General features: G+C 50.6%; 15 protein-coding genes and 1 riboswitch. Of the genes, 6 read left to right on the top strand and 9 right to left on the bottom strand.

What is annotated here, in order from left to right; translation table 11 throughout:
- The first annotated feature begins 320 nt into the window (after positions 1 to 320).
- On the top strand, positions 321 to 2,099 hold the full coding sequence (locus tag AB4Z33_RS21710; protein ID WP_442051886.1) for a 5'-nucleotidase C-terminal domain-containing protein: 1,779 nt from the start codon (positions 321 to 323) through the stop codon (positions 2,097 to 2,099).
- Between the two features lie 82 nt (positions 2,100 to 2,181).
- Here the strand turns inward: AB4Z33_RS21710 and AB4Z33_RS21705 are convergent, their stop codons facing one another.
- A complete protein-coding gene (locus AB4Z33_RS21705; protein WP_442051885.1) occupies positions 2,182 to 3,855 on the bottom strand; it encodes a choice-of-anchor A family protein in 1,674 nt (557 codons plus the stop codon).
- Positions 3,856 to 3,909: 54 nt separating this feature from the next.
- Positions 3,910 to 3,997, bottom strand: a riboswitch (cyclic di-GMP riboswitch).
- 220 nt (positions 3,998 to 4,217) lie between these two features.
- Here AB4Z33_RS21705 and AB4Z33_RS21700 point away from each other — a divergent pair.
- The gene (locus AB4Z33_RS21700) at positions 4,218 to 5,741 is read left to right on the top strand and encodes an HD-GYP domain-containing protein (protein ID WP_442051884.1); all 1,524 of its coding nucleotides are present in this window, start codon (positions 4,218 to 4,220) and stop codon (positions 5,739 to 5,741) included.
- 65 nt (positions 5,742 to 5,806) lie between these two features.
- Here AB4Z33_RS21700 and AB4Z33_RS21695 read toward each other — a convergent pair whose 3' ends face one another.
- Positions 5,807 to 6,268 carry a cupin domain-containing protein gene (locus tag AB4Z33_RS21695; RefSeq protein ID WP_442051883.1) on the bottom strand — a complete coding sequence of 154 codons (462 nt, stop codon included), beginning with the start codon at positions 6,266 to 6,268 and terminating at the stop codon, positions 5,807 to 5,809.
- Positions 6,269 to 6,496: 228 nt separating this feature from the next.
- On the opposite strand from AB4Z33_RS21695, the gene AB4Z33_RS21690 reads away from it, so the two are divergent.
- Genes AB4Z33_RS21690 through AB4Z33_RS21680 form a run of 3 tightly spaced genes read left to right on the top strand, consistent with a single transcriptional unit; the run spans position 6,497 to position 8,652 of the window.
- Positions 6,497 to 6,868, top strand: coding sequence for a hypothetical protein (locus AB4Z33_RS21690; RefSeq protein ID WP_442051882.1), 372 nt, complete (start codon positions 6,497 to 6,499; stop codon positions 6,866 to 6,868).
- A 48-nt stretch (positions 6,869 to 6,916) separates the two neighbouring features.
- A complete protein-coding gene (locus AB4Z33_RS21685) occupies positions 6,917 to 7,408 on the top strand; it encodes a cation:proton antiporter regulatory subunit (RefSeq protein WP_442051881.1) in 492 nt (163 codons plus the stop codon).
- A 2-nt stretch (positions 7,409 to 7,410) separates the two neighbouring features.
- Complete coding sequence (locus tag AB4Z33_RS21680; protein WP_442051880.1) at positions 7,411 to 8,652, top strand: cation:proton antiporter; 1,242 nt, start codon at positions 7,411 to 7,413, stop codon at positions 8,650 to 8,652.
- A gap of 999 nt (positions 8,653 to 9,651) precedes the next feature.
- Here the strand turns inward: AB4Z33_RS21680 and AB4Z33_RS21675 are convergent.
- The 3 genes from AB4Z33_RS21675 to AB4Z33_RS21665 all read right to left on the bottom strand — a co-directional run bounded on the left by AB4Z33_RS21675 (position 9,652) and on the right by AB4Z33_RS21665 (position 13,857).
- Positions 9,652 to 11,385, bottom strand: coding sequence for an ABC transporter ATP-binding protein (locus AB4Z33_RS21675; protein ID WP_442051879.1), 1,734 nt, complete (start codon positions 11,383 to 11,385; stop codon positions 9,652 to 9,654).
- A 522-nt stretch (positions 11,386 to 11,907) separates the two neighbouring features.
- On the bottom strand, positions 11,908 to 12,405 hold the full coding sequence (gene infC / locus AB4Z33_RS21670) for a translation initiation factor IF-3 (RefSeq protein WP_442051878.1): 498 nt from the start codon (positions 12,403 to 12,405) through the stop codon (positions 11,908 to 11,910).
- 48 nt (positions 12,406 to 12,453) lie between these two features.
- The gene (locus AB4Z33_RS21665; protein WP_442051887.1) at positions 12,454 to 13,857 is read right to left on the bottom strand and encodes an MATE family efflux transporter; all 1,404 of its coding nucleotides are present in this window, start codon (positions 13,855 to 13,857) and stop codon (positions 12,454 to 12,456) included.
- A gap of 175 nt (positions 13,858 to 14,032) precedes the next feature.
- Here AB4Z33_RS21665 and AB4Z33_RS21660 point away from each other — a divergent pair, with 175 nt between their 5' ends.
- Positions 14,033 to 14,917, top strand: a complete 885-nt coding sequence (locus tag AB4Z33_RS21660; RefSeq protein WP_442051877.1) for an AraC family transcriptional regulator — start codon at positions 14,033 to 14,035, stop codon at positions 14,915 to 14,917.
- A 56-nt stretch (positions 14,918 to 14,973) separates the two neighbouring features.
- Here AB4Z33_RS21660 and AB4Z33_RS21655 read toward each other — a convergent pair whose 3' ends face one another.
- The 4 genes from AB4Z33_RS21655 to AB4Z33_RS21640 all read right to left on the bottom strand — a co-directional run bounded on the left by AB4Z33_RS21655 (position 14,974) and on the right by AB4Z33_RS21640 (position 22,049).
- The gene (locus AB4Z33_RS21655; protein WP_442051876.1) at positions 14,974 to 16,158 is read right to left on the bottom strand and encodes an acyltransferase family protein; all 1,185 of its coding nucleotides are present in this window, start codon (positions 16,156 to 16,158) and stop codon (positions 14,974 to 14,976) included.
- Between the two features lie 222 nt (positions 16,159 to 16,380).
- Positions 16,381 to 19,347, bottom strand: coding sequence for a choice-of-anchor I family protein (locus tag AB4Z33_RS21650; protein WP_442051875.1), 2,967 nt, complete (start codon positions 19,345 to 19,347; stop codon positions 16,381 to 16,383).
- A gap of 406 nt (positions 19,348 to 19,753) precedes the next feature.
- On the bottom strand, positions 19,754 to 20,731 hold the full coding sequence (locus tag AB4Z33_RS21645; protein ID WP_442051874.1) for a diaminopimelate dehydrogenase: 978 nt from the start codon (positions 20,729 to 20,731) through the stop codon (positions 19,754 to 19,756).
- A gap of 46 nt (positions 20,732 to 20,777) precedes the next feature.
- Positions 20,778 to 22,049 carry a Glu/Leu/Phe/Val family dehydrogenase gene (locus AB4Z33_RS21640; protein ID WP_442051873.1) on the bottom strand — a complete coding sequence of 424 codons (1,272 nt, stop codon included), beginning with the start codon at positions 22,047 to 22,049 and terminating at the stop codon, positions 20,778 to 20,780.
- Between the last annotated feature and the right edge of the window lie 164 nt (positions 22,050 to 22,213).

The following is a 22,213-nucleotide window of genomic DNA, read 5'->3' as shown; positions in this document are numbered from 1 at the left end:
GCTTATTACCCCTCAAGTAGCCTATGTTTGTGCCGATAAGCTGTATTTCACAGCCTATTCTTTCTACACCGCCGCCCGCTCCCTCCACCATCGTCGTTCTCACCATTCTTAAGCTGCATTTCACAGCTTRTTRCCCCTCATGTAGTCTATGTTTGTGCCAATAGACTGCATTTCACAGCCTATTCTGCCTACACCGCCGCGAACTTCGAGTGAGTTTTAGATCAGAATTTTCTGATAATATAAAAGGAATTAGTGGGAAAATGTAGAATATTACTGGTGGGCTTTAACCAAATATATAGATATGGAGGATTGAGCAAATCATGCGTAAAAGGTTCAAATGGTTGACGTCAGCATTGCTCGCCAGCGCCTTGGTGCTTGGACTTATGGGCAGCGCTGCGGCAGAGGATGCGACGGAACAGACAGGGAAACATATCACGCTGCTGCACACGAACGACATGCACGCTCGTGCCGTCGAGGCCACGAGTGGCGAGATGGGTTTCGCCAAGGTGGCCGGCATAATCGATTACTACAAGAGCAAAAATCCGAATACATTGGCCATTGATGCCGGAGATGCCATTCACGGCACGACCTTCGCTACTTTGGTCAACGGCGAAAGTGTCGTAGCCGCGATGAACAAGATGGGCTATGACGCTATGGTGCCAGGCAACCATGAATTCAATTATGGCTCGGCGAGATTGATCGAGCTTGCCGGCAAGCTGAAGTTTCCAATGCTGAGCGCCAATATCAAAGGACTAGGCGCCAAACGGGTCTTCGAGCCGTATATCATCAAAGAAATTGACGGCGTAAAGATCGGCATCTTCGGTCTTTCGACTTCAGAGACGGTGTACAAGACGCATCCGAAGAACGTGGCGGGGCTTCACTTCACCGACTCCGCATCGGAAGCGCAAGCTATTGTCGATGAGCTAAAGGACAAGACCGACGTCATCATTGCGGTCGGCCACCTCGGACAGGACAAGTCCAGCTATGACACGAGTCTTCGGGTCGTCAAAGCCGTAGCGGGCATCGATATCTTTGTCGATGGACACAGTCATACCGTTCTTGAAGACGGCCTTGTAGGCGACAATGGCACACTGATTGTCAGCGCGGGCGAGTATACGAAATACGTCGGCGTCGTTGACTTTTGGGTCGAGAATGGTGCTGTCGTTAAGAAGCAAGCGACGCTTATCAACCAAGCCGAGGCAGCGGAAATCACGCCGAACGCCGAAGTCGCTGAGCTTGTTGCAGCCACGCTGAAGAGCCAAGAGACGATTCTCGCAGAGCAAGTTGGCGAATCGTCCGTTGCTCTTGAAGGCGCAAGGGAGAAAGTACGCGCAAGCGAGACGAACCTTGGCAACCTGGTTGCCGACGCTTTGGCCGACATCTCGGGAGCTGATGTTGCGCTTACGAACGGCGGAGGGATTCGCGCTTCTATCGATGCTGGCCCGATTACGAAAGGCGAAGTCATTACCGTTCTGCCGTTCGGGAATCAGATCGTGACGCTCAAAGTAACCGGCGCAGATATCAAAGCCGCGCTCGAGAACGGCGTCTCTGATTATCCGAATCCGAAGGGCGCTTTCCCGCAAGTGTCCGGCGCCGCTTTCAAAATCGACAAGGAAGCAGTCAAAGGGGAGCGCGTTCATTCCGTCACAATCGGCGGCAAACCATTGGATGAAGCCGCGACATACACCCTTGCCACGAATGACTTCATAGCTGCGGGCGGCGATGAGTACACCATGTTCGGCAAGTATCCGCAAGCCGGCATGTACGGCGCGCTGGATGAAGCGCTCATCGCTTATATTCAGAAGCTTGGCAAAGCAAATCCAACCATTGAGGGACGCATTAAGGAAGGAGTGAAACCCGCCACTCCTTCCCCTGAACCCGAGCCGAAGCCCGAGCCCGAGCAACCTGAACCGAAACCAGAACCTAAGCCTGAACCAAAACCCGAGCCTGCAGCCTCGGCCTACATCGTTGTAAAAGGCGATACGCTATGGGCGATTGCTAAGAAATACGGAACGACATGGCAGGTGCTTCGCGATCTTAATAAGTTAACGAATGCAGACCTCATCTTCCCGGGTCAAAAGATCATATTGCCTTCATAATGTAGCTTATACAAATGCAAAGGGCTGTTCCACGAGCGGATAACCGCTTAAGGAACAGCCCTTTAATTATTAGTCGTTGCTCTTATTTCTTCTGTGCAGAAAAGCGGATCAGAAATCCTAGCATTACGATTACCAATCCAGCCATGTAGAACGGCATGGTGCTGCTATCGCCTGTCTTAGGCAATGTATCAACATCCACTGAACCATCTTCCGGTGTCCCTAAGCCTATTTCTTCATCGTCTACCGTTACTTCTTCGTCATCCGTAGTTTGCTCCTCGCCATCTTCAGGCGCTCCGCCTTCATCCGGTGAGCCTCCCGGCACTTCTTCTTCATCAATAATCACTTCATCGGAAGGCGTCGGCGTTGGATCAGGTGACACTGTAGGCTCAGGAGTAACCGTTGCCTCCGGTATCGGAGTTCCCGTCGGCATCGGCGTCGGCGCCGGTGATGGCGTTACGACTGGTGTCGACGTTGGCGTCGCCGTTGGTGTCGCTGTCGGCGTTGCCGTCGGTGTTGCTGTCGGCGTCTCCGATGGAGTTGCCGTCGGTGTCGGTGTTGCCGTCGGCGTCGCTGTCGGTGTCTCCGACGGTGTCGCTGTCGGCGTTGGTGTCGGCGTCTCCGACGGTGTTGCCGTTGGTGTTGCTGTCGGTGTCTCCGACGGTGTTGCCGTCGGCGTCTCCGACGGTGTCGCTGACGGCGTTGGTGTCGGCGTCTCCGACGGTGTTGCTGTCGGCGTTGGTGTCGGCGTTTCCGACGGTGTTGCTGTCGGCGTTGGTGTCGGTGTTGCTGTCGGTGTCTCCGACGGTGTCGCTGTCGGCGTTGGTATCGGCGTCGCCGACGGTGTTACTGTCGGTGTCGGTGTCGGAGAAGGCGTCGCCGACGGGCTAGGTGTTGGCGTCGCTAGCGGTATCTCCCCCTCGAAAGGTACCCAATGCGGCTGAATTCTGCCTTTCGTGAGCGAAGCTCCTACTAATATGCCGTCGATATTGCCGCTCGTTGCCGTAATATCAGCCTGTGGCGCTAATAGACTGCCCTTGACCCCACTATTGCCGAGCGTCAGCGCCGTAGCATCCGGGAAGTTAAACAATATTTTAGATTGGCGGTCTTTATCGTCAAAGCCAAAATAACCTTGCCACCCCATTGATCGAGTCGCACCCGTAACGTTAATAATCACTGTCGAGCCATTTGGAACGTCCAGCCATACCTCATTCAGATCATACCCTACTGTAAATACATTGAGCTGAGGGTCTGTTCCCTTTAAAGTCGTTTTATTCGAATTGTATTGATCTTTGCTTGTTGTGCCGTTGGTCGGCAAAGCTGCCAGCTCAGCGGACAAATTCAACAAATATTCAGCTTCTGCTTCAAAATCGATAGGTGCCCCTTGATGCTTATTGCCTCTTACGAGCGTGAAGGCCGATGTTGAATGAAGCGTTCCGTAGTAGGCATCGCCATAATCAATTTGACCATTCGTGAACTTCAGTTCTCCGCCCGCCACTAAGCCAATGTCTCCCGATGCATTCGCTCGATTGACGCCAAATCCGGTTATATCAATATCTCCTCCGGCCGCCAGTCCACCTTCGACTTGCTCGTAATACAGCTTAAAGTCACCGAGCATGAACACGTTGTAACTGCCTGCCGTACCGAGCACAGAGCTGTTGCCTCCGCCTGCTCCAAATACAAAAGCGTTGCATAGAATGCCGAAGACGATGACCCCAGTCACGACTAGTGATGCGCTCTTACGAAATGCTTTTCTCATGATATACCCTCCCTATCAAAAAAAATAAAAAAGACCGCACACGAATACGAGATTCATGGCGGTCGGACGATCATAGCGCCTTAGGCGCTGTAGACTCCAGACTTTGCGTCCCACTCTTTCAAATGGTTTGCTATTGGCATAATCGAACAATTCGTTCGTAATCTATGACTCTATCAAAAAGGAACTATACCTATTTTAGCTAATTTTGGTCGCAACCGCAATCCGCTAAATTATATAACCATATGTAAAATATACCCATGTATGTACATGGAAATGAACTTCAATTCCGCTCTCCATATGCCGATTGTTAATATAGGTAATAGGAACTATATCATGAAGCTGTGAAAAGAGGAATGATCCCATTGAAGCAACTAGATCCGCACCAACAAACTCCCGCAAGCGTATATCGTGCTTTCCTCCTCCAGCTCGTCTACAACTATGTATTTGGATCGACCGTCGCCGTGCTCGGAGTCGGGGGCATCATCATTTTCTCCACGCTTAAGCTGCCCCAAGGCGAAGGCTTCGTGCTCGGCGTCATCTTATTCGCTTCTTTGCTCATTATGCTTGCCTGCGAGCTGTTCGTATTCTATCGGCATGCAAAGCCGATTCAAGTCGCTTTCCTGTCCGATCAGCCAACAGCGGAGCAGCTTCGCAAAGCTTATATACAAACGCACCGCTTTCCGGTACTGTCGCTGAAGCGGACTTTCGGACCTCATCTGCTCGGCATATCGGTGCCGGCTATTGCAATGAGCTATATTTTCATCCAAATGGAATGGCTCTCGTTCCCTTATTATTATATCGGACTTGCTTCCGTTGGCGCGCTGCTCGTTGCCAGTATGCATGCCATGATTGAATTTTTCCTGACCGCACGGGCTATTCGACCTGTTGTCACCTATATGCGCAACAAACATGTAGCACTCTATGGGCAGGATCTGACCCTCGGCGGCCAAGTATTTGCTTCGATTCGCACGAAGTTTCTGCTAAGCGCTTTTTTAATCGGTACGCTTCCACTGCTCTTGCATAGTCTTGCGGCTCAGATCAGGCTTGAAGGACTGGACGGCGGGGGCACCTCCGCCTATTGGCAATGGGCCGGTATCATTCTTGTTATCGGCGTCTTCTTCTCCTTGTTCGGCGCCTCGCTCCTATCTCGCAATATTGAGGATCCGATCCACAAGCTCCAAGCTGCGATGATTGCCGTGCAGAACGGCCATTACGACACCCGCGCGGAAGATATTCATTCCGATGAATTTTCGAAGCTGGTCGCAGGCTTCAACCATATGATCGAAGGTCTGCAGGAGAGGGATGAGCGTAATAAGCAGCTTCACCAAAGCTACTTCTTCACGCTTGCTGCCGCGCTTGACGCGCGCGACACCTATACCGCGGGTCATTCGGAACGCGTTGCCGAATATTCCGTCGCGATCGGCGAGCAGGCTGGCTGGCCGCAAACCGAGATTGAACTGCTGCGCAAGTCGGCTCTGCTTCATGACATCGGCAAAATCGGCATTCGTGACTCGGTGCTGTTGAAGGATGGCAAGCTAACGGACGAGGAGTTTAATCAGATTAAGGCACACCCGGGACTGGGCGAAAATATATTGAAGCAGATTGAGCCTGCGGACGCGATGGCCGATCTGCTTCCGGGCGTACGCTCCCATCATGAACGCTATGACGGACGCGGTTATCCCGACGGGCTCGCAGGAGAGCACATTCCTCTGCTTGGCCGAGTTATTGCCATTGCCGACGCTTTCGATGCGATGACATCGGATCGGCCGTACCGTAAAGGAATGACTCGCGAGCACGCCCTAGCGATTCTGAAGGAAGGCAAGGGAACACAGTGGGATCCCGCCTTAATCGAGCTGTTCATTAATTCGCTGCGGCAAAACGAATAATAAAAATAAGAGCTTCGCGACCGGGCATTATGCCACGCGCGAAGCTCTTATTTATTGGAGCGAGCCTATTTTTTGATCAGACGGAAATCATCATAGTGGAAGCCTGGCGCAACGACGCAAGATACGAGTACCGGCTCGTCGCCGAGCGCTCTCGCCATCTGCCATTCGTTAGCCGGCACAAGCGCCTGTGGTTGATGTCCTGCGGAAATGTCCGGGCCCACAATAATTTCCTTACGGGTATGCGGGTCAGCTTCTGTTCCGCCAAGCGTGAGCAGCAACGGGCTTCCCGAATGCCAGAACCATACTTCGTCGGAGTAAACCGTATGCCAGTCCGAGAACTCCTCAGGATGCAGCAAGAAATAAATCGACGATGCGGCAAAACGCGGTCCCGAATACGGAGCGCCGAGCACCTGCTGCGGAATTTCAAAATTAGCTTTCCAAATTTCCTTGTACCATCCGCCTTCGACATGCGGCTTAAGATCAAGCGCATGCACAAGCGGCGACAGCTCCTTCACTGTTGCTCCCATCCCAATCAACCTCTCTCTGTTATGCTCTATTCTATTGAAAACTTTCATTCATTCTATCATATCGGAAATGCCGGTTCGCTGATTAATAGCAAAAATATAGTTGCTAATTGATCCCACGGTTATAAGCCTTGAATTGTTCACCTATTCGACCAACAAAAAAATGGAATTGTCTATGATTTTGGTCATTTATAAGATATACTTATAAATATAGCCGCAGGAGGTGAGCAGATGAGATTGACGATAAGCATGAAGCACAACCAAAGACCCGCGTTTCGCAAACGGTTCTTTAACCTGCTTATTATTTTGCCACTGCTGCTCACTGCACTGTTTGCTTACCAAGCAGGCAACAACTTCGAGTTGACGGCCGGCTCCAGCCGGTTCAATCCTGTTGCCCGCGCAACGACCTGCGCTGCTCTGAACGGGCGCTCCCCAAGCAAGCTGCTTCAGCCTATTCGCCGCAAGCCCGCGGCTTATAAGGTATCACTTGCCGTCTTATTGGGACGGCCCGCTTATTTATCCCCCTTAAGTCTGACCATCCTGCAGCGCTTGAAGCGTTTACTGCTTAAGCCTATTAAATATACATCGGTCTACATTGGTTAGAACCCATTTTTTTGGTACAAACTACAAAAAAATGAGGAGGCAAACCCAATGAATATTAGAGAATCTGATTTGCCTGGAATCGGACGCAAATACCAGATTATTACGCGCGGAGGCGATAAGTTCGTCATTATCATTCATGATGACGGCCGACGTGAAATGTACCATTTTGACTATGAGGATCCGGATGACAGCATCTCCATGGTAACGCTTGAGGATGAAGAAGCTCGTCAGATTGCCGCTATTATCGGCGGAATGACTTACAAGCCGAAGGCACTCGAAACGATTGAAGTAGCACTGGATGATCTAACGATCGAATGGTACAAAATCGAGCCAAACGCCGCTTGCATCGGCAAAACGATCGGCGAGGCGGATATTCGCCAAACGACCGGGGCAACGATTATTGCTGCCGTCGAGAAAGAAGCTAAGCATATTAATCCAGGTCCCGACTATGTTTTCAAAGCAGACTCGACCCTTATTGTGGCTGGTGAACGGCAGAACCTTAAACAGCTTAAGCTCATGCTCCAAAACGGGAGTCGTTAATTATGGACCACATGGTGCTGGAGATCGGTCTCGCCGTTATACTCATCGCCTTGGTCGGGCTGTTAGCTTCAAAAATTCGTTTTTCGGTTATTCCTTTTTATATATTGATCGGTATGGCTGTCGGCCCTCATGCGCCTCACTTCGGCATACTAGACTTCAGATTCATTCACAGCGCTGAATTAATTGAATTCATGGGGCGCCTCGGCGTGCTCTTCCTGTTATTTTATCTAGGTCTCGAGTTCTCGGTTGGTCGACTCATGAAGTCTGGCAAAGCGATCGCGGTTGGCGGAACGATCTATATTTTAATCAACTTTTCACTCGGCTTATTGTTCGGATGGGTTAACGACTTTCCTATCGAGGAAACGATGGTCATTGCAGGTATAACGACCATCTCATCCAGCGCAATCGTAGCCAAGGTGCTCGTCGACTTAAAACGGACGGCGAACCCGGAGACAGAGATGATTCTCGGGATCATTATGTTCGAGGATATTTTCCTCGCGGTGTATATATCCGTATTGTCGGGTCTTGTGCTCAGCGACTCTTCGTCGCTTGGCGGTGTGTTGCTCTCGGCCTCTTATGCGCTTGGATTCATGTTGTTATTCCTCATTATTGGCAGGAAGGCTGCCCCGCTGCTTAACAAGCTGTTCAATATTCGCTCCAACGAATTATTCCTATTGCTCGTCTTCGGCTTCTTGTTCCTTGTCGCCGGTTTCTCCGAGACGATTCATGTCGCAGAAGCGATCGGCGCGTTGCTCGTCGGGTTAGTATTAGCGGAGACGACGCATATGAAACGGATCGAGCATATGATTTTGCCGTTCCGCGACTTCTTCGGCGCTTTGTTCTTCTTCAGCTTCGGTCTCACGATCGACCCGCTCGCACTCGGCGGCGCGGTATGGCTGTCGCTCGGCGCTGTCGGCATTACGCTGCTCGGCAACTTCGTTGCAGGCATGTTCGCAGGCAAGAGCGCTGGACTGTCGCCTAAGGCATCGTCCAACATCGGACTAACGATTGTGTCGCGCGGCGAGTTCTCGATCATTATGGCTAATCTGGGCAAAGCCGGCGGCTTGATGGAGCTGCTGCAGCCGTTCGCTGCGCTATATGTGCTGATCCTAGCCATATTAGGCCCGCTGCTAACGAAGGAGTCTAAGCTCATCTATAAAGGGCTGAATATGATATTCCGCTGGGAGAAGCGGAAGCTCGTGAAAGAGCCCGACCCGCCTGCCCCGCAAGGCGGCAACGGGTAAGTAACGAGGCAGGTGCGACAGGTCAGGATGACTGCCGCGCCTGCCTCTTCTTTGTGCTTGTGTAGTATGCTCACATTCGCTACCTTCCCTTAGCGATAGAGATACTTTCTATCTCTATCTGCCCCTAACACACCCCGATTTGTTGAATAGAGCTGTTTTCTAGCTCTATTCCGCTCAGCTGACCCGCCGTATGCTCAATTTCGCCACTCTCCCTTACAGATAGAGATACTTTCTATCTCTATCTGCCCCTAACACACCTCGATTTGTTGAATAGAGCTGTTTCTAGCTCTATTCCGCTCAGCTGACCCGCCGTATGCTCACATTCGCCGCAATCCCTTGCCGATAGAGATACTTTCTATCTCTATCTGCCTCTAACACACCCCGGTTTGTTGAATAGAGCTGTTTTCTAGCTCTATTCCGCTCAATAGCCCCGCCGTATGCTCACATTCGCCGCTCTCCCTTGCCGATAGAGATACTTTCTATCTCTATCTGCCCCTAACACACCACAATTTGTTGAATAGAGCTGTTTTCTAGCCCTATTCTGCTCAGCTGACCCGCCGTATGCTCACATTCGCCGCAATCCCTTGCCGATAGAGATGCTTTCTATCTCTATCTGCCTCTAGCACACCTAGATTTGTTGAATAGAGCTGTTTATTAGCTCTATTCTGCTCAGCTGACCCGCCGCATGCTCACATTCGCCGCTCTCCCCTGCAGATAGAGATACTTTCTATCTCTATCTGCCCCTAACACACCCCGATTTGTTGAATAAAGCTGTTTATTAGCTCTATTCCGTTCAGTTGCCCCTCCGTATGCTYACATTCGTCGCTTTCCCTTAGCGATAGAGATACATTCTATCTCTATCGGCCCCTAACACACCCAGATTTTTTGAATAGAGCTGTTTTCTAGCTCTATTCGCTCAGCAGTCCCGCCGTATGCTCACAATCAAAAAAAGGCAGTTCCTACGCGGTCAATGACCGGTTGGAACTGCCTTTTTGATCGTTACCTGGCGCCTACGCCTGCACCGCCGAACTGCGCTTTGTGGAGGCGGCTGTAGATGCCGCCCGCTTCCACGAGTTCGTCGTGACGGCCTTGCTCGGTGATGCCGTCCTCGGTGACGACGACGATACGATCCGCATTTTTGATCGTTGCCAATCGATGAGCGATGACGAGCGTCGTACGGCCGACGGACAGCTCAGCCAGCGACTGCTGAATTGCTGCTTCCGTCTCGGTATCCAGCGCTGACGTCGCTTCGTCAAGAATGAGGATTGGCGGATTTTTCAAAAACATCCGCGCAATGGCGAGACGCTGCTTCTGTCCGCCGGACAGCTTCACGCCGCGCTCCCCGACAACCGTATCCAATCCATCCTTCTGCGACTGAATGAACTCTTCCAACTTCGCGCGCCGTGCCGCTTCCATGATCAGCTCATCCGATGCACCGAGCTTGCCGTAAGCGATGTTCTCGCGTATCGTTCCCGCGAACAGGAATACATCCTGCTGCACAATCCCGATCTGCTTGCGCAGCGATTCCAGCTTAATATCCTGAATGTCGTACCCATCGACGGAAATGCTGCCTCCATCGATCTCATAGAACCTCGGCAGCAAGCTGCAAAGCGTCGTCTTCCCTGCGCCAGACGGACCAACGAAAGCAACCGTCTCGCCGGCCCGAATCGTAAGATCGATATGCTCCAGCACCTTCGCTACGCCTTCGTAACCAAACGATACGTTACGGTAGACGATATCTCCCTGCAGCCCATCCACTTCAACCGCATTAGCCTTATCCGCAATATCAGGTTCGGTCTCCATCAGCTCCGTGTAGCGCTTGAAACCGGCGATACCTTTTGGATAGCTCTCGATAACGGCATTGATCTTCTCGATCGGTTTGAAGAAAATATTCGTCAACAGAACGAACGCAACAAAGTCGCCATAATTCAGACTGCCCTTCAACACATACCATGTTCCCGCGATCAAGACGAATACGGAAACTAGACGCATAAGCATATACGTGATGGAGGAGTTCATGCCGATGATTTTGTACGAGATCAGCTTCGTCTCGCGGAAACGCAAGTTGTTCACCTTGAACAACTTTCTCTCATGCTTCTCGTTCGAGAACGCCTGCACGACGCGAATGCCGCCGACCGTATCCTCGACCCGCGCGTTGAAGTCGGCCATATCCGAGAACAGTCGATTCGCAGCTTTCGTCATCTTGCCGTTGAACAGCAGCACGAGCCATATAATGATCGGTACGATGATAAACGTAATGACAGCGAGCTCTGGATTAATGAAGAGCATAATACCGAACGCGCCAATGAGCGTCATAGCGGCAATGAACATGTCCTCCGGACCATGATGCGCAACCTCGCCAATCTCGAACAAGTCGTTCGTCATCCGAGAAATCAAATGACCCGTCTTCGTATTGTCGAAGAAACGGAAGCTAAGCTTCTGAATTTGGTCGAACAGCTGCTTCCTCATATCCGTCTCGATGTTGATACCAAGCATATGCCCCCAATAGGTAACCACATAAGAAAGCAGCGTATTAATCGCATATACAACGAGCAGCACCGCGCAAGCCGTTACAATGAGACCCCAATTCTCGTCGGGCAGGAGCGTGTTGATGACATAGCTGACCGCAAGCGGAAAAATAAGCTCAAGGACAGCTAGCAGCACCGCACAGAAAAAGTCGATGAAGAAGAGCTTCTTATACGGCTTATAATAGGCAAAAAATTTACGAAGCATCGGAAACTCCTTTTCTGTCGAATAAGCATAATTGCTTATGTAATTGATAATGATTTTCACAAGCGTAAACGGCTAACGGCGTCCTCTGGCAGCGTGCAGCATTCGTTTCGCGGTGAAATATAGGCATAAGGATAAGAGTGAAACTTATACTTCCTATATTTTAAAAAATGATATTAAATGATTCCAATACTGTCAACCTATTTACATCCGGCTTCACTCATCCTACTAAGCTTCACGCTCCCCTTATTATCCCCTACACTCACATAAGTTACCGCTGCCCATCAATAATGAGGTTAAGCTCATTAAGTATGAAGCTAACCTCATATCTTCGGCATCATTTCATGTCTGCATAACAAAATAGTGAGCCAAACCTCACTCCCCATGAACCTAACTTCACGAAGGATGAGGTTTGACTCACTAATTCAGTACAACTGCACCAATCTGCTCTAAACAATGAGTTTTGCCTCATATAACAATGAGTCTCCTMACTCTCGATTCGTATGCATCGTGTATATCTTATCCCTATACAGGGAGCAGTTGTACCTGCGCTTGCTTGCCGCTGGTTTGAATGCCTGATTGTTTCTTGCCCGATGTCTTCAAATCCGTTACAAGACGCTCCAGCAGCGCTTTCGCCTGCGCGCCCTCTTTGCCTTGTATACGAACGACAAGCTGTACGGCATTCCCTGCTTGCAACATCTTCTCCGCTTGGCGCAGCTTCGTGTCGTAATCATGCTCTTCGATATGCGGCGTCAAACGAAGCTCCTTCACCTTCGCAGGCTGCTCCTTCACGCGCCCCGCGCGGGCATCCTTGCTCTGCTGCTGCTTCGCTTGCCCTCTGCCGACGAGCTTGCAGGGCGGCGGACTGCTCATAAGCGACGTGCACACAAGATCGACTTTAAGCTCGCGAGCGAGCGCCAGCGCCTCATCTCTCGACATAACGCCGAGATTCTCCCCGTCCAGTCCCGTAAGTTGCACTTCGGATGCTCTTATTTTCTCATTCATTACTAAACCAGTAGCCATAAGCGACGTTCTCCCCTTCGCATCATCTATATCATCTATTAATGTCTATTATACGCCGGGAGCGGCTTGTTTTCTAATCGCAGGCACGACCGAGGCTGCAGCTGCTTTGTCCGCTTCCCTCTGTTCGGCCATTCGCAAATATTTGCGTCCGCGCCAGCGAAACAGCGAGAAGATGCCGCGAACGTACTCGTCGAGAATCATGCAGCCATAAATGCCGATTAATCCCCAGCCGAGCTCGATGCCCACCCAATAAGCAAGCGCCGTCGCGATCAGCCACATGGAGAAGACGGCCAGCCACATCGTATAGCGTGTATCCCCTACCGCGTTCAAGGAGTTGCTAAGCGCCATATTCATCATTTTGCCCGGCTGCAGCAGCAGGTTCATCCCAAGCAGCGATGCGCCGATCGCAATAATATCGTCATTCGACGTGAATAGCCCAAGCAAGTGCCTTCCGAACAAATAAATGACGAAAGCATTTACGGTGACGACAACAAGCCCAATCCATAGCGCACGATAAGCTGTACCATAAGCCTCTTTGATCTTGCCCGCACCGAACAGATGGGCGATCTGAATCTGTACGGCAAGCGCAATCGAATAACCTAACATGAAGCAAAACGATTCAAGCGTGTTCATATAAGTTCTTGCAGCCAGCTCACTTGTGCCAAGCATCGCTATGAAGGAGAAAATGAGCAGTTGCGTGAACACCCAGCAGAACATATTGATGCCCAGCGGCCAGCCGATGCGCAATATCTCCTGAAACAGCTTGCCGTTGAACGTTTTGAAATCTCTAATCGCTATGCGGCGCTCGAATGTATACAGGAACATAATGAACAACACAATTGACGCAAGCAGTCGGCAGACCACCGTTGATACCGCTACGCCGAGCAAGCCCCATTTCGGTAAACCAAGTGCTCCGAAGATGAATCCATAGTTGAGAATAACATGGACCACATTCATGCCAATCGCAATGTACATCGGCCCTTTGGTGTTGCCCGTGTTGCGAATCGCCGTACTCAGCGAGGACATAAGCGCCACAAGAACCATGCCCCCGCCCACAATCGATATATAAGTCTGAGCAAGCGGAAGCAGCGTGTCAGGCAGCTTCAGCATTGCAGCAATCTCCGTCGGAAAAGTGTATAACATAACACTGAGCAATATTCCGATACCCGCGCTGACCGTTACCGACATGATGCCGATCGTCCTCGCATCGCCGGCTTGGCGGGCGCCAAGCTTCTGAGCGATCAAAATACCCGCCCCGCTTGCTACCGTCACAAGCAGCGTCGTTACCGCTTGAAATAACTGATTGGAGAAACCGACAACCGCTACCGCATCATCCGATATTCGGCTGACCATGAGCGTATCCGCCGCTCCAAGCAAAAACTGTAAAAACAACTCAATAAAAATAGGCCACGCAAGCACCCATAAAGAAATTTTTTTCCCGTGATCCGCCATCCTATAATCCCCCTGCACGAGCCGCCCTTCTGCGGTCTCATCCTCATCAGTCTCAACCATCGTCTTTTCAAATTATAGATGCTATACTGAGCTTGATGTATCAGTTTTACAACCGAAACTATAAAAATTCCAACCTCGATCACGAACAATTACATTCAAGGAGGCTTGCCCCCTTATGCCGCTTATTCAGATGACGATTCCACCGCTTCCCCACTACATTACAGGAGGGCCGGCCGTATCTCCCGTAGGGAGAAAGCACCCTAGCAGACGCAACATTGGCGTGTTCGATTTGCTTATTGTTACTAACGGATGTCTCTATATGGGGGAGGAGGACAACCATTTCGACGTGGAGGCCGGACACGCGCTCATCCTCCGTCCCGATGCCCACCATTATGCGACTAATGCGAATAAGGAGCATACGACGTATTATTGGATTCATTTTCAGACGACAGGAGACTGGAGCGTAGTCGAGCACGCACTCGAAAGACCCGCCGAAGACAGTCCTGCCATGACAGCGCATACAAATAATATTTACACTACAAAAACCTTCATTAAGCAGCTCCCCCAATTCACAAAGCTGCTTCAGCCTACGAAAATGGCAGATTCGCTGCAACGGCTCGTCCAGCTTAATATGAACGATCATATTCCGAGTGTCCGCTGGAAGCAGCAGCTTATTTTCCAAGAAGTAATCGAGCACCTCTCGGCATCGATCGAGCTAAGCGGACCGTCCCCTCAAGCGCTCTGCGCGGAGAAGGCCGCTTCTTATCTGCGCGCCCACTACCGCTCGGACATTACCGCGCAGCAGCTCGGCGAGAGCATCAACTTCCACCCCGTTTATATCGCCCGCTGCATGCAAAAGGAGTTCGGCTGCGCGCCCTTCGACTATTTGCTGCGATTCCGAATCGAGCAAGCAAAGCTGCTGCTGCTGCAAACTGATCTTGCGGTCGCCCGCATTGCCGAGGAAGTCGGCTTCAATCACGCCGCTTACTTCACCTCCTGCTTCGCCAAATACGAGGGCATCTCGCCTCGCAAATACCGTCAGCAGTTCTCGCACGGTTAAATGAACAACAATAAAAGCCGTCCTCTCTAACGAGAAGGACGGCTTTCTTATTTTAGTTACATACTTGCCGAGGTATTGCCTTTCTCGGCTACTTGCGTCTGCTGCTTTTTACGAGAAGTAGTAAGCAGCCTGCCAAGCTTAATTGAAGGCAGCTCGACATAATAGTAGCTGGCCGCAGCAGCTCCGAATGAAGCGGCGAATGCGATCATCGCGATAAACGCCGGGTCCATCGTCCCGTTCAGCTTATGCAAGAATGTGAGCAAAATGATCATATGGTATAAGTAGAGACTGTAAGAGATTTTACCAAGGAATAATAGCGGCTTCAGATGCAGCAGCTTCGATGCGCGAACCGATGACATGGCTGCCACGATAAATATCGAAGCGCCCAGCGCAATCAGCCAATCGCCTTGCGGCTCTGTAATATGCTTAGCGAACGACTTGCTGTAAATAACCCATTTGTACGAATAGCTGAATAACGCTGCGACTAAGACTGCGGCTGCAAACCAACCATTCATACGGTTGTACAATTGCTTAAGAGACTCTCTATATTTGGCCAGCATCGCCCCAATGACGAAGAAGGAAGCATAATGCAGCGAAATGACATAGTTTGTTGTGTAGCGCGTCTCGATAGCTCCCAGCAAATACATGCTTACGAGCGAAAGCCCGATCGCGAGCGGCACGCCAGCCTTCCAGCCCCATTTTGCCACAAAGAACATAGCGAATGGGAATATAAGCGAAATCCGCATCTCATGGACAAGCGTCCATATAATCGGATTGTATTTTGTCGTGTTGTAGTTGGTAATGAAACGCAAATGATCCCCAATCGACGCAAAATCCGGCGACCGTGTCCAAAGGCTGTTGAAGTAAGGCGTCAAATCCGACAGCTTCTTCAGGAATACCGCATCACGGAATAAAATAGCGATAAACAAAGCGACCACGAACGGCAAATAAATGCGGCAAATCCGTTTCACGACGTATTTCGGGTAGGATTGCTGTTTGTTGCTATAGAACGGAAGCGACAATACGAAGCCGCTAAGCAGGAAGAACATAATCACTGCTTCATGACCGCCCCAAAAAGCATGCAGCGGCGAATATTTCAGCACATTTAGCGGATACTCCAAATAACTCATACTTGATGTATTCTGAGCCATAGGCATGAATACGAGGAAAAAATGTCCGATCATGACGGCCAATGCGGCCAACCCTCTAAGCGAATCCAATTGGTCATACCTTTGCTGCAAGCGACTGCACCTCAATTTCCAGTTCTTCTTATTATCGACTTAGACGATTATATCGGATTGGCGCGGGTTTGTCCGCATTTTTTTGTTTCCTGCCTTCACTCGATTTGGAAATCCCCGCTGATGTGCGCATTCATGAGCATATCAAAAAAAGACCCAGTCACCCGCAGCAAGCTTCATCCGCTTGCCCGGGTGACCGAGTCTCAGGTCTAACTCATTCCATGGTTAGTTAATAAATCCAATCTGTTTAAGCGTTCGTTGCAGCATCGTTACCGCTTCAGCGCGGGTAGCCTTCGCAGCAGGCGCAAATGTACCTGCAGCTTTGCCTTCCACGATGCCTGCAGCCAGTGCTTCAGCTGCAGCTGTCTTCGCCCAGGCCGCTATCGAGCCCGCATCCTTAATAGCAGATAATGGGTTCAGCGATTCAGCTTTCGCTGCAATCGTTGCCGCCGTATTGGCATCTGCGTAACGAACGGCTTTCATCAGAATCGAAGCCATTTCTTGTCTTGTTATCGTCAGCTCTGGACGGAATGTTCCGTCGTCGTAGCCGCTGATAACACCTGCTTGCACAGCCGTCTGGATCGCACCCGCGTACCATTTGCTTGCCGATACATCGGAGAAGCTGCTGCCGGCCGCCGCTTCATTTAGACCGAGCGAGCGAACGATGATAGCTGTAAACTCTGCACGCGTAATGGATTTGTTCGGAGCAAAATGATTCTCGTCCACGCCGCTTACGATAAGTTTCGATGCGAGCGAATCAATAGCCGGCTTCGCCCAGTGGGAGGCCGCGTCGTCGAATGTCTTGCTGCCGTTAATGACTGTATATACGCTGTTTCCGTTCCGTTTCATGTTAACGATCGTATCGCCGCCAGCTGCCGTGAACGTTGATGGCACGAATACAAGTCGGCCTGTCGCTTCATCGAAGCGTACAGCTGTTGCCGTACTGCCGTTAACCGAAGTACCGTCTAACGTAATCGTACGGTCGTTATACGTTCCTCCGAAAGAAGCAATCGTATATTTGCTGCCATTAGCGCCTTCAGCAACTACAGTGAACTCCAACGCGCCTGTGAGCAAATCAACTTGTTGACCCACAGCCGCTTGCTCGATCTGCTCGCTAGCACCGCCGCTTGCCGGACGAACGGATACGGTAATCTTCGCCGCATCTCCGCCAAGCTGCTTGCTAACCTCATTCCAATTGATTGCCGAGATCGGAAGCTCATAGCTGACGTTATCGCCTTCAATGACGATCACTAAGTTCGGATTCGCAGTTGCCGCATTCTTCACGCCCGCTGGCAGTACGACCGAGATCCCGTTATCGCCAGGTGTACCCGCATCGAACGTAAGTTCATTCGTGCCCGCCGGAAGCCCAGCAAGTTTATCCGCAAATTGCTCTGCCGTAACGTTCAACTCGCCTGGCTTAACTTCCGGCGTAAGCGTTGGTGTCGGAGTTGGCTCCGGAGTTGGGCTTGGGCTAGGCTCCGGCGTTACCTCCGGCACTGACGGTGTGCTTGGCTGCTTCGGCGCCGTAATCTCGTATACCGCAATCGTGCCGGACACTTCATGTGCCGCCAGCAGCAGCGCCTTGCCCGTTGGGCTCTTCGCGGCAGGTACGAACTTCAAACCCTCCGGCGCAATATCGCCGGCTTCGTTAGCTTCAATGTCGCCATCCACACGGGAAGTCATATAAGTAACGTAAGTCGGTTTCTTTGGATTTGTAATGTCATAAACCATGACGCCGCTTATGCGCTCAAGTCCGATAAACGCATACGTCTTGCCTTCGACTGTGCCGACTTCCACGTATTCCGGCTCAGGTCCTTTTGCCGCGCTTCGTACGTCTTTATCATTGTTCTTCTCATTATCTGCGTTAAAGAAAGGCAAATCCTTCGTCAATTGCTCAAACTGATCGCCGCTATCGAATACGAGCGCCCCTGTCGAAGCATCCCAAACCGAGAACGAACGTGTGCCGTAGCTGTACAATCTGTCATACACGCCATTATTCAGGCCATCCAGCGTGGATACGCTTAATCGACCAAGCACCGTATCCAAACCGAATGCTCCGCTGGTTTTGAAGGCATCCAATTCCTCTTGCGTAAAGCCCTTGTAATAAGCCGCATTAAGCTGAATATTATCCTTAATGGACTTGATTCTTCCCTTTTCGGCAAAATCACCATATTCTCTGTCGTCGCCTTCATTAGCAGTCAAAATATACGACTTGCCGCCATAGCTGGTAATCGCCATTCCATCCGGCAAATACATGCCGAGCACAGGCTGCGGTTTAATATCGATAGTTTTATCTTTATCGGATGCATCTAAGCCATTCCCTGGCAACGAATGATCTTTGAAGCCTAGAGCGTGAACACTTGTAACTTGCTTAGTCGTCAGGTTAACCTCTGCCATTGCATTGTTTTCTTGCAGGGATACGTATGCTTTCTTGCTGTCAGCCGACACAACGATATATTCGGGCTCCAAGTCTTGCGCTGCACTAGATCCTGGTCCGAAAATCCGCACGTCCTCAGGAATTGTAACGCTGCCGAAACCAGCCGTTGCCACATCCTCATCCGTCAATGCTCCAACTTCACCTGTTACGTCGATAATGGATACCGAACCTTCCGGGTCAACCGTATAATCCCCGTTCGGCTCGCCTTCGTTAGCGACCAACAGTTGTTTGCCGTCCGGCGAGAACGTCAGCATATCCGGCAGCGACCCTACCGTCACTGAAGTAATCTGAGTACCGTCCATGTCCATGAATACGACTTTGCCCGGATCAGTCTTAGGGCTTGCCGGCACGGATGCCGCAATATATTTACCTGATGGATGAACAGCTACGCTCGTTACGCCGTCCGGTGTGAAGCCTTCAATATTGAAGCTTTCTACTGTTACACGGTTAAGGCGTTCAATCGTTTCTTCTTGACCGAGTTTGGAGAGATCGATTATATCAATTGCTTTCTCGGCCGAGTTAGTCGAGTATGCCCGTTTGCCTTCCCAATCATATACGACGATTTCCGTACCGGCATTCAGATAGCCGGCTCCGCTATCGTAACCTGCGATTTTCTCCATAGAGAACGTTGCAGCGGCTGCTTCTGCCTTATTCAAGTTAACAGGTCCGATTAAGGTAAATGCCATAAGTCCTGCAGCAGCAACCTGCAGTGCTTTGCGAATGCTTGTGCTGTTAGTATTGCGTACGAAGCTCACAATAGTTCCCCCTACGATCTCCCGATCTGAATGTACCTACCCGATACTCTCAGATTAGAACCGAGCGCATCCTAGGTCGATACCATCGTACAAGCCAACTATTAAGCCTATGTAAGCGATTTTTAGAGTTTTTGTAAAAGACTCATGCCGCGCCGGGAATCCTCAACCCCTTATTTACTGTTTCTTCCTCAGAAACGATTATTTACGAATCAGGGTATTCTTATTTCATCCCAACCCTTGCCATTACGCTCCATTTCAGTTAAATAAGGTTCGCTGAGTTCGTTAGAAAACAAATAACCGTTGAAATTCGCAAATAAGATGTTCTAGATTCGTTAGAAAATGAAACTAAAAAAAGCGACCCGATGGGAATTACTTCCCTCCGAATCGCTTCGCTTCTTATATTATATTACAGAAGTTCCTTACGCAGCTGCGCGCCAGACTTTGGCGACAAGTAGGCGAACGGAATGTCGAATACCGTCTTTGCTCCTGCTTGTCCTTCTGCTGCCAGCTTGTATACTGCCCGTGCATACGCAACGAGCACGCTCGCCGTAAATTCCGGGTTGCTGTCTAGCTTCAAGCCGAATTCGATGATTTGCGTGCTGTTCACGCCTGTTTTGCCGCTGCGCAGCACCATGCCGCCGTGAGGCATAGCCGAATGCTCCGCCTTCATCGTCGCTTCATCGATGAAATGAACTGTCGTGTTATAATCGGCAAAATAGTTCGGCATCGTACGAATCTCCTCGGCAATCGCCGCTTGATCCGCACCTTCCTCCGCAACGATGAAACATTCACGAAGATGCTTCTCGCGTGTTGCGAGCTCCGGATTTTCGCCGCTGCGTACCCGATCTACCGCTTCATCGCTTGGAATCGTGTATTGTACGCCATGCTTAACGCCATTCACGCGGCGAATCGCATCGGAGTGGCCTTGGCTGACGCCTTTGCCCCAGAACGTATATTCATTGCCTTCCGGCAGGATCGACTCCGCAAGCAGACGGTTCAGAGAGAACAAGCCCGGATCCCAGCCAGTCGAGATTACGCTCACCTTACCGTTCGCGCGGGCAACCGAATCGACCTGTTCGAAATATTCCGGAATACGCGCATGCGTATCGAAGCTGTCGACGGTGTGGAACAGCTTGGCAAACTGCGGCCCCTGTTCAGGCAGGTCGGTAGCCGATCCGCCGCATAAAATCATAACGTCGAACTCGCTTGTCAGCTTCTCAGCATCGTCAATATGGAAAGCTTTAACCTCGGAAGGAATCGTTGCAGGGTCGCGGCGTGTAAATATGCCGTCCAGACGCATGTCTGGGTTTTGCTTGATCGCCATCTCTACCCCGCGGCCCAGGTTGCCGTAACCTACAATACCAATACGGATTTGTTGTTTCATGATGCCTTCACCTCTTCATTATGTTCGAGTAAAAAGATGCCTATTGTTAGATCCAGCCGCGAGCTTCCATTGCTGCTGCAATCCGTTTAATCGAAATCATGTATGCTGCCGTACGAAGGTCGGTCTTGTGCTCTGCTGCCAAATCGCGAACAGCTACGTAGGAAAGAATCATATTCGTCTCCAGTTTCTCAAGTACCTCGGCTTCGCTCCAGTAGTAATTCATCAAGTTCTGAACCCACTCGAAGTAAGATACCGTTACACCGCCTGCATTCGCAAGCACGTCAGGAATGACCGTAATGCCTTTAGCATGCAGTACGCGATCCGCTTCAGGCGTCGTTGGACCGTTAGCAGCCTCTGCAATAATTTTCGCTTGGATACGGTCTGCATTCGCGGATGTAATCACGTTCTCCAGCGCAGCCGGAACGAGAATGTCAACGTCTAGTTCCAAAATCTGTTCATTCGAAATCGCATATTGTTGGCCGTAATCGCTAATCGAAGCCGTATCCTTCAGTTGGCCGATGTACTCTACATCAAGGCCTTCTGCGTTATAAATACCGCCTTTGGAATCACTCACCGCTACGATCTTGCAGCCTGCTTCGCTAAGCAAACGAGCCGCAATACGTCCAGCGTTGCCGAAGCCTTGAATAGCTGCAGTCGCGCCTTCGACAGCAAGACCTTTGTCCTTAAGCGCAGCCAGTATCGTGTAGACGCAGCCTTGCGCCGTCGCCTCGTTGCGTCCTTTGGAGCCGCCGATAATAAGCGGTTTGCCCGTAATGACGCCTGGAGAATATTTTCCGCTAAGACGGCTGTAAGTATCCATCATCCATCCCATAATTTGCGGAGTCGTGTATACGTCCGGAGCCGGAATATCTTTGTCCGGACCAACGAAGTCAGCGATCGATTCCATGAATGCGCGGCTTACGCGCTCAAGCTCGCCCTTGCTCATCGTGCGCGGATCACAAATAACGCCGCCTTTGCCGCCGCCGTAAGGCAAGCCGACTACGCCGCATTTGAAGCTCATCCACATCGACAGAGCTTTTACTTCGTCAAGCGTCACGTCCGGATGGAACCGGATGCCGCCTTTTGTTGGTCCGATTGCGTCATTATGCTGGGAGCGATAGCCTTCGAATACACGAACCGAACCATCGTCCATGCGTACAGGGAAGCTTACGGACAATACTCTTCTTGGGTGCTTCAAGATGTTAGTAACATGCTCGGGAAGCTGCAACAGAGCAGCAGCCGTATCGACTTGCTGTTGAGCAATTTCGTACGGGTTTAATGTTTCTTTTGTTGTACTTGCGGTTGCACTTACAGTCATTGTATATCCGTCCTTTTTTCTTAATGTTCGCTTTAGCGCAGCAGTCTATTAGAGCTGCACTGAACGCCGATTTTTTCATTTTACCTGTTTCAAACCCTTTTTGAAACTATTTTTTATCGCAAAAATGCAAATTTTTTACGTATTAATCCATTGTTAATTACAGT

It is taken from the genome of Paenibacillus sp. 2TAB19 (assembly GCF_052115185.1).
Classification (GTDB): domain Bacteria; phylum Bacillota; class Bacilli; order Paenibacillales; family Paenibacillaceae; genus Pristimantibacillus.
The sequence above is the reverse complement of the archived record's forward strand: the minus strand, read 5'-3'. Positions and strand labels throughout refer to the sequence as shown.

What these genes read in the sequence shown, in the direction of transcription:
- AB4Z33_RS21710 (WP_442051886.1), top strand. Translation starts at nt 321, where the DNA reads ATGCGTAAAAGGTTCAAATGGTTGACGTCAGCATTGCTCGCCAGCGCC.
- AB4Z33_RS21705 (WP_442051885.1), bottom strand. Translation starts at nt 3,855, where the DNA reads ATGAGAAAAGCATTTCGTAAGAGCGCATCACTAGTCGTGACTGGGGTC.
- AB4Z33_RS21695 (WP_442051883.1), bottom strand. Translation starts at nt 6,268, where the DNA reads ATGGGAGCAACAGTGAAGGAGCTGTCGCCGCTTGTGCATGCGCTTGAT.
- AB4Z33_RS21690 (WP_442051882.1), top strand. Translation starts at nt 6,497, where the DNA reads ATGAGATTGACGATAAGCATGAAGCACAACCAAAGACCCGCGTTTCGC.
- AB4Z33_RS21685 (WP_442051881.1), top strand. Translation starts at nt 6,917, where the DNA reads ATGAATATTAGAGAATCTGATTTGCCTGGAATCGGACGCAAATACCAG.
- AB4Z33_RS21680 (WP_442051880.1), top strand. Translation starts at nt 7,411, where the DNA reads ATGGACCACATGGTGCTGGAGATCGGTCTCGCCGTTATACTCATCGCC.
- AB4Z33_RS21675 (WP_442051879.1), bottom strand. Translation starts at nt 11,385, where the DNA reads ATGCTTCGTAAATTTTTTGCCTATTATAAGCCGTATAAGAAGCTCTTC.
- infC (WP_442051878.1), bottom strand. Translation starts at nt 12,405, where the DNA reads ATGGCTACTGGTTTAGTAATGAATGAGAAAATAAGAGCATCCGAAGTG.
- AB4Z33_RS21665 (WP_442051887.1), bottom strand. Translation starts at nt 13,857, where the DNA reads ATGGCGGATCACGGGAAAAAAATTTCTTTATGGGTGCTTGCGTGGCCT.
- AB4Z33_RS21660 (WP_442051877.1), top strand. Translation starts at nt 14,033, where the DNA reads ATGCCGCTTATTCAGATGACGATTCCACCGCTTCCCCACTACATTACA.
- AB4Z33_RS21645 (WP_442051874.1), bottom strand. Translation starts at nt 20,731, where the DNA reads ATGAAACAACAAATCCGTATTGGTATTGTAGGTTACGGCAACCTGGGC.
- AB4Z33_RS21640 (WP_442051873.1), bottom strand. Translation starts at nt 22,049, where the DNA reads ATGACTGTAAGTGCAACCGCAAGTACAACAAAAGAAACATTAAACCCG.